Annotated in this window: 11 protein-coding genes; 8 read left to right on the top strand and 3 right to left on the bottom strand. The window is 68.7% G+C overall.

All coding sequences use genetic code 11. The features are described 5' to 3' along the window. Nucleotides 1–7: 7 nt before the first annotated feature. The gene (cobG, locus tag ACNUDN_RS16025; protein ID WP_419122870.1) at nt 8–1141 is read right to left on the bottom strand and encodes a precorrin-3B synthase; all 1134 of its coding nucleotides are present in this window, start codon (nt 1139–1141) and stop codon (nt 8–10) included. Between the two features lie 54 nt (nt 1142–1195). Next, nucleotides 1196–2125, bottom strand: coding sequence for a TauD/TfdA dioxygenase family protein (locus ACNUDN_RS16020; protein WP_419122869.1), 930 nt, complete (start codon nt 2123–2125; stop codon nt 1196–1198). A 427-nt stretch (nt 2126–2552) separates the two neighbouring features. Between ACNUDN_RS16020 and cobN the strand changes: the two genes are divergently transcribed. The 7 genes from cobN (at nt 2553) to ACNUDN_RS15985 (ending at nt 11665) form a co-directional block, all read left to right on the top strand. Beyond that, nucleotides 2553–6161: a cobaltochelatase subunit CobN gene (cobN, locus tag ACNUDN_RS16015; protein ID WP_419122868.1), complete on the top strand. Its 3609-nt coding sequence runs from the start codon at nt 2553–2555 to the stop codon at nt 6159–6161. A 20-nt stretch (nt 6162–6181) separates the two neighbouring features. Further along, nucleotides 6182–6565: a PPOX class F420-dependent oxidoreductase gene (locus ACNUDN_RS16010; protein ID WP_419122867.1), complete on the top strand. Its 384-nt coding sequence runs from the start codon at nt 6182–6184 to the stop codon at nt 6563–6565. 7 nt (nt 6566–6572) lie between these two features. Then, on the top strand, nt 6573–6983 hold the full coding sequence (locus tag ACNUDN_RS16005; protein WP_419122866.1) for a PPOX class F420-dependent oxidoreductase: 411 nt from the start codon (nt 6573–6575) through the stop codon (nt 6981–6983). Nucleotides 6984–7064: 81 nt separating this feature from the next. Further along, a complete protein-coding gene (locus ACNUDN_RS16000) occupies nt 7065–7637 on the top strand; it encodes an FxsA family protein (RefSeq protein WP_419122865.1) in 573 nt (190 codons plus the stop codon). Beyond that, on the top strand, nt 7634–9214 hold the full coding sequence (locus ACNUDN_RS15995) for an amidohydrolase (RefSeq protein WP_419122864.1): 1581 nt from the start codon (nt 7634–7636) through the stop codon (nt 9212–9214). The genes ACNUDN_RS16000 and ACNUDN_RS15995 overlap by 4 nt, the downstream gene beginning before the upstream one ends. Then, entirely contained in the window at nt 9207–10880 is a 1674-nt protein-coding gene (gene lnt, locus ACNUDN_RS15990; protein WP_419122863.1) for an apolipoprotein N-acyltransferase, read from the top strand. The genes ACNUDN_RS15995 and lnt overlap by 8 nt, the downstream gene beginning before the upstream one ends. Beyond that, on the top strand, nt 10877–11665 hold the full coding sequence (locus ACNUDN_RS15985; protein WP_419122862.1) for a polyprenol monophosphomannose synthase: 789 nt from the start codon (nt 10877–10879) through the stop codon (nt 11663–11665). The genes lnt and ACNUDN_RS15985 overlap by 4 nt, the downstream gene beginning before the upstream one ends. A gap of 13 nt (nt 11666–11678) precedes the next feature. Here the strand turns inward: ACNUDN_RS15985 and rbpA are convergent, their stop codons facing one another. Further along, entirely contained in the window at nt 11679–12017 is a 339-nt protein-coding gene (rbpA, locus tag ACNUDN_RS15980) for an RNA polymerase-binding protein RbpA (protein WP_419122861.1), read from the bottom strand. A 178-nt stretch (nt 12018–12195) separates the two neighbouring features. Here rbpA and ACNUDN_RS15975 point away from each other — a divergent pair, with 178 nt between their 5' ends. Continuing rightward, nucleotides 12196–12546, top strand: a complete 351-nt coding sequence (locus ACNUDN_RS15975; RefSeq protein ID WP_419122860.1) for a hypothetical protein — start codon at nt 12196–12198, stop codon at nt 12544–12546. Nucleotides 12547–12555 lie beyond the last annotated feature (9 nt).

Here is a 12555-nt window from a genome sequence, read left to right as displayed (position 1 = left end):
GATCACCCTACGGGTGGGGTCGGCGGAGCCGGTAGCCGTCTCCGGTCGCGATCAGCACCGCACCCTCGGCCGGGCTGCCGCACGCCCGCTCGCACCCGACGAAATGCCGATGATCAGCGGCGACCTCACCCCCCACGGCGGCGGTGAGAGCGGCCGCGGCATCGGCGCGCACGTCGGCCAGGGAGCGTGCGCACCCCGGGCTGCCGGTGCAGGCCGACACCGACAGCCACGGCGAGTTCTCATCGAAGACCAGCCCGAGCGGCGCGAGGACCCTCAGGGCCACGTCGGCGACCCCTTCGTCCAGATCGAACACCAGCACCGAACGCCAGGGGGTGACCGCCAGCGGCGCATCGACGGCGGCGAGGTATCGCGCGACCTGGGCGTCGAGGACGCCAAGTGGCACGGCGGCGCCGAGCGCGATGCGCCCGTCCTCCTGCTCGATCCAGCCGACCGGCGGGCGGATCTGCGCCGGCCACCTCGCACCGCCTGGTTCGGTCGGAGCCAGATCGCCCAGAAGCAGCGCAGGCTCATCGAGTTCATCGACCCGCCAAGCGGTTTGCCGTGTGTCGACGAAACGTTGTGCCACCGAGAGCAGCTCGTCGACCGCATTCGGGAGTGGTAGGCGAACACCGGTGTCTGTGCCGGCGAGAAGCAGTGCTGCGCAACGACTGTCGATGATGTGTAGGCCCACGTCGGCGCCCAGGCCGGAGATGTCGCCACGACCGTCGTCGATCCCGAACAGAAACCGGCCCGGCAATCGAGCCAGTCCGGGGTCGCTCTGCAGAGCCGAGTCCAGGGATCGGACCAGATCTCGAATGTCGTGGCCACCGCCGCGACGTCCCGACAGCGGTGAGGCGACGATATTGCGGACGCGCTCGTGGCTGGTGGAGGGCAGCAGTCCGGTCCGTCGCAGCAACTCGGCGACGGTACCCGGGTCGCGTAGTCCGCGGATCTGGACGTTGGCTCGCGATGTCAGCTCGAGTGCCGAGTTGCCGAAATCGAGGGCGGCCTGCGCGAGCGCCTCCAGCTGCGCAGCCGTCAGCACGCCACCCGGCAACCGGATCCGGGCCAACTCACCGTCGGCGGCCTGGTGGGTCTGCAGAGCCCCGGGGCACGCGTCGTCATCTCTGACCCTGGCCACCCGACCACGGTACCCGGCCGGCGGCGGGCGCCAACCGGGCTGCGGGTCCGCCGCTCAGCTCGCCAGGCGCACCCGCGGTGTCACCACCTCGGAGTAGGACGAGGCGTCGCCGGCGACGACCCGACTGCGTTCACCGTGGACATCGACCGGGATGTCTCCGGCGAGGGTGACCCGGCTCAACCGGCGGAAGTGGTCGTCATAGTCGGCCACGGCATAGTGCTGGGTGGCCCGGTTGTCCCAGATTGCCAGGTCGCCGAGTTCCCAGTTCCAGCGGATGGTGTTCTCCAACTTGGTGATCCGATTCTGGATCAGGTGAAACAGTGCTGCGGACTCGGTGTGCCCCAGGCCCACGAACTGCTTGACGAAATGGCCGAGCAGCAACGTTCTGCGGCCGGTCTCCGGGTGCACCCGTACGACGGGGTGCTCTGTCTCGTAGTAGTCCGAGACGAACTCGGCTCGGTACTGACGTTCGGTGTCGGCCAACTGCTCGCGCCGTGCGTCGACGTCACCGGCGTAGTCGTAGGCGTTGGTGTGCACTGCCCACAGGTTCTCGACCAGCGCGCGCAGCGCAGCCGGTAGCTGATCGTAGGCGGCCTCGGTCGAGGCCCAGGTGGTGGTTCCGCCATACGGGGGCAAGGTGACCGCTCGCAGCAGCGAGGCCTTGGGGATGCGATCGACGAAGGTAACATCGGTGTGCCAACTATTGGCTTTGTCGTAGCGCGAATCGATGGGCAGTACGGCCGCGCCGCGGGAGGTGACGGTCGGATGCGCGGTGGTCGGCGTACCCAGGGTGCGGGCGAACTGCAGTTGGCCTGCATCGTCGAGATCACGCTGCCCGCGGAAGAACACCACTTTGTGCTCCAGGAGCGCGGCATTGATGCGGTCGGCAGTGTCGGTGTCCACCCCGTCGGAGATCTGCACGCCGTCGATGCGTGCGCCGATCACGGCTCCGAGCTTGACCACCCGTAGTGCTGCTGGCGACATCCGAACCCTTCCGCGACGTGGTGAGGTGAGTCTGTCGCCGTCGGCGGCGGAAGCCGATCCTTAGGTTCACCGCGAATCAAAAGGGTGCCTCGGTGCCTCGGGCGACCGCCGATGTCGCGTTCGCCACCCCGTTGTGTGATCGGCATCACTTCGCTGACTGGACAGTTCGCTCCGGCACAGCAGGGCCTGCCGCGGCGCTACCGGCGGTACCGTCTGGCTTACTGAACCCGTGTCTAACAAGCGGGCAGGAGGAAAGGAACGACGATGTTGACATTCCTCGTTTTTGTGGCGGTCCTCGTCCTGCTCGTCGCGGCCGTCGGGTCGCCGTACGGTCAGACCTGGTTCAAGCGCTGGCACGGCTGAGCCGACATCGTCGGCGCGACAGGGGGCTGCACCGGCGGAGCCGACGATCCGGTACGAATGTGGGGTGAGTGAACCCCTCGCCGCGCCGACCGTGCTCCTGCTGTCGACGTCGGATACCGACCTCATCACGGCGCGCGCCAGCGGAGCGCGGTACCGGTGGGCCAATCCGGCCCGGCTGGCCGACGGTGAGCTCGACGAACTGCTGCGCGACGTCGACATCGCGATAGTCCGGATCCTGGGCGGTTACCGCGCTTGGGAGGAGGGCATCGACACCGTCGTGGCCAGCGGTATCCCGGCGGTGGTGGTCAGCGGGGAGCAGGCCGCCGACGCCGACCTGATGAACTACTCGACGACGCCCGCGGGTGTGGCGCTACAGGCGCACATCTACCTGGCGCATGGCGGCACGGAGAACCTGGCGAATCTGCACGCCTTTCTGTCCGACACCCTGCTGATGACCGGATTCGGCTTCGCAGAACCGGTGGCGACCCCGAACTGGGGAATCCTGGAGCGTCGTCACCGCCGTGTGGCCGGCGGTCCCACCGTGGCGGTGCTGTACTACCGGGCTCAGCACCTGGCCGGCAACACCGCTTATGTCGAGGCACTGTGCGACGCGATCGACGCCGCGGGTGGCGTCGCACTGCCGGTGTTCTGCGCGTCGCTGCGGACCGCCGACGATGCGTTGATCGAACTGCTCGGCACCGCCGACGCTCTGGTCACCACCGTCTTGGCTGCCGGGGGTGCCGTGCCGGCAGCTGTCGGTGCCGGGGGGGAGGACGACACCTGGAACGTGGCCCACCTCGCCGCCCTGGACGTTCCGATCCTGCAGGGTCTGTGCCTGACGAGTTCGCGCTCCCAATGGGACGCCAACGACGACGGCCTGTCACCGCTCGATGTCGCCACCCAGGTGGCTGTTCCGGAATTCGACGGTCGGATCGTCACGGTGCCGTTCTCCTTCAAGGAGATCGACGACGAGGGCCTGATCTCCTATGTCGCCGACCCGGAACGATGCGCTCGGGTGGCCGGGCTCGCAGTCCGGCACGCCCGACTGCGTGCGATTCAGCCGGCCGAGAAGCGCATCGCGCTGGTCTTCTCCGCATATCCGACCAAACATGCCCGAATCGGCAACGCGGTCGGGCTGGACACCCCGGCCAGCGCCATCGCCGTGCTCAGGGCCCTGAGCGAACGCGGTTACGACCTGGGCGATCCGGGGCAGATACCCGGCCTAGCAGCCGGCGACGGGGATGCGCTGATCCACGCGATGATCGAACGCGGCGGTCAAGACCCCGACTGGCTCACCGAGGGGCAGCTGGCCGGTAACCCGGTCCGGGTGCCGGCCAAGGACTACCGGGCGTGGTTCGAGACGCTGCCCGCTGAGCTCACTGACGCCGTCGTCGAGCACTGGGGCCCGCCACCGGGGGAGTTGTTCGTCGATCGCAGTGCCGATCCCGATGGTGAGATCGTGATCGCCGCCATGCAATTGGGCAATATCGTAGTGATGGTGCAACCGCCGCGCGGGTTCGGGGAGAACCCGGTGGCGATCTACCACGACCCGGATCTGCCGCCCAGCCACCACTACCTGGCGGCCTATCGCTGGCTGGACAACGGTTTCGAGGGCTCGTTCCGTGCCGACGCCGTGGTCCATCTCGGCAAGCACGGCAATCTCGAATGGCTACCCGGCAAGACGCTGGGGATGTCGGCGGCCTGCGGAACCGACGCCGCACTCGGCGACGTACCGCTGATCTATCCGTTCCTGGTCAATGATCCCGGAGAGGGTACGCAGGCCAAGCGGCGCGCACACGCCACCCTCGTCGATCACCTCATCCCTCCGATGGCCAGGGCGGAGACCTACGGTGACATCGCACGGTTGGAACAACTGCTCGACGAGCACGCCAACATCTCTGCCCTCGATCCGGGCAAGCTGCCCGCCATCCGCCAACAGATCTGGACGCTGATGCGTGCGGCGAAGATGGATCACGATCTCGGTTTGCAGGACCGTCCCGACGAGGACTCCTTCGACGACATGTTGCTCCACGTCGACGGCTGGCTCTGTGAGATCAAAGACGTCCAGATTCGAGACGGTCTGCACATCCTGGGTGAAACCCCTACCGGCGAGGCGCAACTCGATCTTGTGCTGGCGATCCTGCGGGCCCGCCAGTTGTTCGGCGGCGAGCAGACGGTCCCCGGTCTGCGCCAGGCGCTGGGTCTGGCCGAAGACGGGAAGGACGACCGCATCACCGTGGACGCCGCCGAGGCCCGCGCCCGGGAGCTGGTCACCGGGCTGCGGGACAGCGGCTGGGACGAGGGTGCCGTCGCCGGTCTCACCGACGACGCCGACATCGCCGCGATCCTGCGGTTCGCTGCGACCGAGGTGGTTCCGCGGCTGGCGGGCACCGCCGGCGAGATCGACCAGATCATGCGCGCGCTGGAGGGGAGGTTCATCGCCGCGGGACCGTCCGGATCGCCGCTGCGGGGACTGATCAACGTCCTGCCCACCGGGCGCAACTTCTACTCGGTCGATCCCAAGGCCGTTCCGTCCCGGCTGGCCTGGGAAACCGGTGTGGCACTGGCGGATTCGTTGCTCGAACGGTACCGGAGCGATCACGGACGGTGGCCGGAGTCGGTGGGTCTGTCGGTGTGGGGCACCTCGGCGATGCGCACCTCCGGCGATGACATCGCCGAGGTCCTCGCGCTGCTGGGGACCCGGCCGATCTGGGACGACGCGTCGCGCCGGGTCGTCGACCTGGAAGTGATCCCGCTCGCCGAACTGGGCCGGCCGCGCATCGATGTCACCGTGCGGATCTCCGGCTTCTTCCGGGACGCCTTCCCGCATGTGGTCGCGATGCTCGATGATGCGGTGCAACTCGTCGCCGGTCTCGACGAGCCGGACGAGGACAATTACGTGCGGGCGCACGCACAGGCGGACTTCGACGAACACGGCGACCGACGCCGCGCCACCACCAGGATCTTCGGATCCAAACCGGGCAGCTACGGCGCGGGTCTGCTGCAGCTGATCGACAGCCGCAACTGGCGTGACGACGAAGATCTGGCGGCGGTCTACACCGCCTGGGGCGGCTTCGCCTACGGTCGCGGCCTGGATGGCGCACCGGCGAGCGAGGAGATGACCCGCGCCTACCGTCGGATCGCGGTGGCGGCCAAGAACACCGACACCCGCGAGCACGACATCGCGGACTCCGACGACTACTTCCAGTACCACGGGGGCATGGTTGCCACGGTGCGCGCGCTGACCGGAAAGGACCCGGCCGCCTACATCGGTGACAACACCCGCCCGGAGGCGGTGCGCACCCGCACGTTATCCGAGGAGACGACCAGGGTGTTCCGGGCCCGGGTGGTCAACCCCCGTTGGATGACCGCGATGCGCAGGCACGGCTACAAGGGCGCCTTCGAGATGGCCGCGACCGTGGACTACCTCTTCGGCTATGACGCCACCGCCGGTGTGATGGCCGACTGGATGTACGAGCAGCTCTCGCACAACTACGTTCTCGATGACGAGAACCGCAAGTTCATGGCCGAGTCCAACCCGTGGGCCTTGCACGGAATGGCCGAACGGCTCCTCGAGGCGGCCGGCCGCGGCATGTGGGCGGCGCCGGAACAGGCGACGCTGGACGGGCTGCGCCAGGTGCTGCTGGAGACCGAGGGCGACCTGGAAGGCTGAATCTGATTAACCTGTCACCCATGACCGTGACGTTCGCCGATGTGGCAAAGTCCGAGTACATCCTGCTGACCACATTCACCAAGGACGGCAGACCCAAGCCGACCGCGATCTGGGCCGCTCCCGCCGGCGAAGCGTTGATCGCGATCACCCAGGAGAAGTCCTGGAAGGTCAAGCGCATTCGCAACACCCCGAGGGTGACCATCGCCGAATGCGATCGCCGCGGCAACCCCAAAGGTGACGCCGTCGAGGCGACCGCTGCAATCCTGCCCAAGGCACTCAACGCCAAGACCTACGACGCTCTCGGCAAACGCTACGGTCTGCTGGGCAAGACGTTCAATTTCTTCTCCAAGCTGCGTGGAGGCCTGGAGAAGAACGTTTCGATCGAGATCAAATCGGTCAACTAGACGGTTCATGGCGAACTCCGCGACTGCGCAACCGACGTTCGAGGACGTCTATTGCGAGAAGTATCTGCTGCTGACGACTTTCACCAGGGACGGCCGTCCCAAACCCACCCCGGTGTGGGGTGTGCCCCATGAGGGCAAGCTGCTGATCAGCACCGACGACGGTTCCTGGAAGACGAAGCGGATCACCAACACCCCGCGTGTGACCATCCAGAAGTGCGGAGTACTGGGCAAGGTCAAGGGCGAACCCGTCGAGGCGGTGGCCCGCAATCTGCCCAAATCCGAGACTCGGCGGGTGTTCGACATGGTGACCAGGCGCTACTGGTGGCATGCCTGGTGGTGGATTCCGCAGGCCTTCATCCGGGGTGGAGTGGACAAAGTGCACGCCGCGATCGAGGTCGAGCCCGGGCCGTCACCGTAGACACCGCGGTTCGGGCGGATACGGTGCCCGAGGTCCCCGGCAGTTGTGGAACCGGCGGCGCGTCCCGCGCGTTGACACACCATGGCGATGAGGCTGTTCCTGATCTACGCGGTCGTCGAACTGGCGGTACTGGTCGCGCTGGCATCGACGATCGGGTTCGGCTGGACGGTGCTGCTACTGGCCGGCACGTTCCTGCTCGGACTCGTGTTGGCAGGCTCTCAGCTGCGCCGCCACATCCGTCGGCTGCGGTCCGGACTGACCGTCGCCGACGCCCAGGGGGCGGTCACCGACAGTGTCCTGGTCGCGCTCGGTACGGTGCTCGTCGTGATTCCCGGTCCTGCCAGCTCGGTTCTCGGTGCGTTGCTGCTACTGCCGCCGACGCGCGCGGCGGCGCGTCCCGTCCTCACCGCAATGGCGGCGCGGCGCGCGCCCCTCATCGTCGGTGTGAGCACTGTCGGCTCCACCGCGGCGCGCCGCGCCCGCCACGGTGACTACATCGACGGGGAAGTGATCGACATCGACGCGGACGTGATCGACGCCGACGCGGACGTGGTCGACGGCGACGCGGACGTGATCGACGGCGAGGGGCGCACGGCACGCCGCACCGACGATGTGCCCCCGACGCGCGTTCAGCTGCCCCGCCTGCCGGAGTGACGACCGCCCTCCTGCTCAACGGCCGCGTCCACAGCCCCGCGTTGCCCGACGCGACCGCGCTCGCGGTGCGTGACGGGGTCGTCGCATGGCTGGGCAGCGATGACGTCGGCCGGGCCCAGTTTCCCGATGCGACCGTCACCGACCTCGAGGGTGGCTTCGTCGCGCCGGCGTTCGTCGACAGCCACGTCCACACCACCGCGACCGGGCTGGCGCTGACCGGCCTGGACCTGCGGCCCGCGACCTCGCTGAGGCACTGCCTCGACATGCTCGTCCAGTTCGTTCGAACCCATTGCGACGACGTCGTGTGGGGTCACGGCTGGGACGAATCACGCTGGCCGGAACGCCGCCCGCTGACCTCGGCCGACATCGACGCCGTCGTCGGTGACCGGCTCGCGTATCTGGCGAGAGTCGACGTGCACTCGGCAGCCGTGTCGACGCGTCTGCGCCGGGCAGCGGGGATCGAGGCCCAGGAACCGGTGACGGGAGCTGCGCACCATCGCGTGCGGCGGCTGGCGCGCGAGCAGTTGAGCGCGGCGCAACGTGACGAGGCCCGTCGGGCGGCCCTCGACGCCGCGGCAGCGCACGGGATCGCGGCCGTGCACGAGTGCGCCGGCCCCGACATCGGCGGTCTGGACGACTGGCAGGAGTTGCAGGCCCACCAGCACGGCGTGGAGGTCGTGGGCTACTGGGGCGAACCCGTCGAGACCGTCGAACAGGCTCGTGCGCTCATGGCGTCGACTCGGGCCCGCGGTCTGGCCGGTGATCTGTTCGTCGACGGCGCCCTCGGATCACGCACCGCGTGGCTGCACGAGCCTTACGCCGATGCGCCCGCCGACTGTGCGACGCCCACGGGCAACAGTTACCTCGGCGTGGACGAGGTGTCGGCACATCTGGCCGCCTGCACCGAGGCAGGGGTGACGGCCGGCTTCCACGTCATCGGAGATGCCGCGGTCGCGGCGGTGGTCACCGCGCTGCGCACCGTCGTCGACCGGTTCGGCGTCGCGGCGGTGGCGCGCTGCGGGCACCGGTTGGAGCACCTGGAAATGGTCAGCGAAGAACAGGCGGCGCAGCTGGGTAGCTGGGGTGTGATCGCGAGCATGCAACCGAACTTCGACGCGCTGTGGGGCGGTGCACACGGTATGTACGCCCAACGCCTCGGCGTCGAGCGGGCCGCACAGCTGAACCGGTTCGCGCTGTTAGCATCCCGAGGCGTGCCACTCGCCTTCGGCTCCGATTCACCGGTGACCGGCGTGAATCCGTGGGCCACCATCCGTGCGGCAACGATGCACCACACTCCGGGCAGCGCCATCTCCGCGCGCGCCGCGTTCGCCGCGGCCACTCGCGGGGCCTGGCGGGCCGGCGGGGTCCGAGACGGGGTCACCGGCACACTCGTGCCGGGCGCCCCCGCCACCTACGCAGTGTGGGACGCCGAGGACTTCGACATCGCTGCGCCCGCCGACGCGGTGCAGCGGTGGTCCACCGATCCGCGGGCCCGGGTGCCGGTGCTGCCCCGCCTTGACGGCGAGCTTCCGCGGTGTCGGCAGACGGTGCACCGAGGTCGCGTCCTGTATGGCTGAGACGATCCCGGCGAGGGCGAGCACGCCCCGGATCGCCCGACTCGTGCGCGCTGTCGTCGACCGCTGGCACCTGGTGACAACTGCGATCGCGGCGGGCCTGGCGCTGTGTGTCAGCTTTCCACCCTTCGGATGGTGGTTCGCCGCGATCCTGGCATTCGCGCTGTTCGGATGGGTACTGTCCCGTGGCGCCACCACTGTTGCCGGTGGAGCCGGCTACGGATTGCTGTTCGGCCTGGCGTTCTACGTGCCTCTGTTGCCGTGGATCAGCGGCCTGGTCGGCGCCGTGCCCTGGTTGGCGCTCAGCGTGGCGCAGGCGCTGTTCCCGGCCTTGTTCGGATCGGTCGCGGTGGCCGTCCGAAAGTTGCCGGGCTGGCCGTTGTGGTTCGCCGGGCTGTGGTCGGCCCAGGAATGGCTGAAGTCGACGGTGCCGTTCGGTGGCTTTCCGTGGGGAGTCGTGGGCTTCTCGCAGACCGACAGTCCGCTGTTGCCGCTGGCATCCCTGGGTGGCGCACCGCTGGTGTCCTTCGCCACCGTGCTGCTCGGTTTCGGTGTCGCGGGGTTGCTGCAGGAAATCGCCGGCTGGTGGCGCCGGGACGCCGCGGCCCGCGCCGCCGCCCCGCCGGCCGTGGTGTTTCCCGGTGTGTGCGTCACGCTGGTGTTGCTGGCCGCGACGCTGGCGTGGCCGAACGTCCGGACGGCCGGACTGGAGGCCGGGGACGAACCGGCCGTCACCGTCGCGGCGGTGCAGGGCAATGTGCCGCGACTCGGCCTGGACTTCAACGCCCAGCGCCGCGCCGTGCTGGACAACCATGTGCGGGAAACCCTGCGCCTGGCCGAGGACGTTCGGGCCGGACGAGCGCCCCAGCCCATGTTCGTGGTGTGGCCCGAGAACTCCTCGGACATCGATCCGCTGGCCAACCCCGACGCGGCGCAGCAGATCTCGACGGCTGCGGCAGCCATCGGCGCCCCGATCCTGGTCGGCGGCGTCGTCGCCGCGCCGGGGTTCAGCCGGGACAACCCGGTGTCGAACAACACCGTGCTGGTGTGGAACCCGGACACCGGTCCGGCGGATCGGCACGACAAGCGCATCGTGCAGCCGTTCGGTGAATATCTGCCGTGGCGCGACTTCTTCCGGCGGTTGTCGTCCTACGCCGATCGTGCCGGCTACTTCGTCCCCGGGGACGGCGACGGTGTGGTGCAGGCGGCCGGCGTGCCGGTCGGTGTCGCCACGTGCTGGGAGGTCATCTTCGACCGTGCACCGCGGGAGTCGGTGCGGGCCGGGGCGCAGTTGCTCACCGTGCCCAGCAACAACGCCACCTTCGACCAGGCGATGAGTGAACAACAGTTGGCGTTCGGGCGGTTGCGGGCCGTCGAGCACAACCGGTTCGTCGTGGTCGCGGGCACCACCGGCATCAGCGCCGTGATCGCACCGGACGGTCGCGAGATCGCCCGCACCGGATGGTTCGAACCGGCCTACCTGGACCAGCAGATCAGACTCAAGACCGCCCTGACGCCGGCCACGAGGTTCGGGCCCTACCTGGAGGGGGTGCTGGTGGCTGTCGGCGTTTCGGGAGTTCTCGGGTCCATGCTGCACAATGGATCATTCGTGCCCGCAAGATTGAGGCGTCGGCGATCGACCGCAGACGACGGTAAAGGAACCACATGAGCGTCCCCGGTGGCATGGCTGACGGCCCCGAACCCGGCGTGCGTCCCAGCGACCGCACCCTGGTGATCATCCCCACCTACAACGAGCGGCAGAACCTCGGGTTGATCGTCGGGCGGGTCCACGCGGCGCAGCCCGACGTCGACATCCTGATCGTCGACGACGACAGCCCGGACGGTACCGGTCAGCTGGCCGATGAGCTGGCGGTGGCCGACCCTGACCGCATCCACGTCATGCACCGCACCGCGAAGGAGGGGCTCGGCGCGGCATACCTGGCCGGCTTCGCGTGGGGTCTGGGACGGCAGTACGCCGTACTGGTCGAGATGGACGCCGACGGCAGCCATCCGCCCGAGCAGCTCGACCGGCTCCTCGATGCGGTCGACGCCGGCGCCGACGTGGTCATCGGGTCGCGGTACGTCGACGGGGGAGAAGTGGTGAACTGGCCCCGTCGCCGACTCGTGCTCTCGCGCACGGCAAACGGCTATTCGCGCATCCTGCTCGGGGTGGGCATCCATGACATCACCGCCGGATACCGCGCCTACCGCCGGGAGGTGCTGGAGAAGATCGATCTCGCCGCGGTCGACACCAAGGGCTACGGGTTTCAGGTGGACCTGACGTGGCGGTCGATCAACGCGGGATTCACCGTCGTCGAGGTACCCATCACCTTCACCGAGCGTGAGCACGGTGTCTCCAAGATGGATGGCTCCACGATCCGGGAGGCGATCGTCAAGGTCGCCCAGTGGGGTTTGCGCGCCCGGCTGGACCGGGCCCGGGGAGTCGCCCGCTGACGCGGGCGAACCGTCAGTTGCCGCGGCGGCGGGTCTTGACGATCTCCAGCCGCTCTTTGAGCAGCTCCTCGAGCTCCTCCACCGAGCGCCGCTCCAGCAGCATGTCCCAGTGGGTGCGGGGCGGCTTGACCTTCTTGGGTTCCGGGACGTCGCCCTCGATCAGGGTGCCTTCCAGGCCGTTGCGGCACAGCCAGGTGCCGGGGATCTCGGCGTCGTCGGCGAACGGGACGTCGAATTCCTCGCCGTTGTCGGTGCGGTAACGGGCGACCTGACGTGGCGCCAGGTCGTGATTGCGGTCCGTCTCGTAGCTCACAGCTCCGAGGCGGCTGCCCCTCAAGACACGATCAGCCATCGTCAACTCCTCTTTCCGTACATCTGGTCTCGGGCTTGGCCGGGAGGCGAGCCGAATGTCATCTCACCCAGCGAGCCGAGCCGAGCACCACTGTCAACGCCTGTACAGACCGTAGAGTTCCCGACTCGACCGGAAATGATACCGGGATATCGTCGGGTGCCGGTCTACAGTCGGGCTCGTGACCTCGCTGACCGTCCCCACCAGCACCCGCCGGCGCCCGCAGAGCTGCCGTTGGTGCGGACGTGAGGTCGCCGACGCCGGGCTGGGACGGCGCCGCCAATACTGCCGCCAGTCGTGCCGGCAGCGCGCCTACGAGCAGCGCGCCATGGTCAAAGGCACATCTGTGCCCGCGGATGCGGTGGTGTTGTCCGCCGAAGAGGCCTCCGAGCTGTCCGACCGGGTCTATCAAGTCCGCTGCGCCGCCGAGGACATGGCCACCGCGCTGGCAGAGGGAGCGGGACCCGAGGAGTTGCGCGAGCTGTGCGAGTCGGTGCTCCAAGCCGCCCGGGCCGCCGACGGCTGGCGCTGATCAACCGCC

The organism is Mycobacterium sp. smrl_JER01 (genome assembly GCF_048513595.2).
GTDB lineage: Bacteria > Actinomycetota > Actinomycetes > Mycobacteriales > Mycobacteriaceae > Mycobacterium.
Note: the sequence above shows the minus strand (reverse complement) of the source record. Positions and strands in the feature narration are given on the sequence as shown.

Coding starts and splice junctions, on each gene's coding strand:
- ACNUDN_RS16020 (WP_419122869.1), bottom strand. CDS start 2,125: ATGTCGCCAGCAGCACTACGGGTGGTCAAGCTCGGAGCCGTGATCGGC.
- ACNUDN_RS16010 (WP_419122867.1), top strand. CDS start 6,182: ATGACCGTGACGTTCGCCGATGTGGCAAAGTCCGAGTACATCCTGCTG.
- ACNUDN_RS16005 (WP_419122866.1), top strand. CDS start 6,573: ATGGCGAACTCCGCGACTGCGCAACCGACGTTCGAGGACGTCTATTGC.
- ACNUDN_RS16000 (WP_419122865.1), top strand. CDS start 7,065: ATGGCGATGAGGCTGTTCCTGATCTACGCGGTCGTCGAACTGGCGGTA.
- lnt (WP_419122863.1), top strand. CDS start 9,207: ATGGCTGAGACGATCCCGGCGAGGGCGAGCACGCCCCGGATCGCCCGA.
- ACNUDN_RS15985 (WP_419122862.1), top strand. CDS start 10,877: ATGAGCGTCCCCGGTGGCATGGCTGACGGCCCCGAACCCGGCGTGCGT.
- rbpA (WP_419122861.1), bottom strand. CDS start 12,017: ATGGCTGATCGTGTCTTGAGGGGCAGCCGCCTCGGAGCTGTGAGCTAC.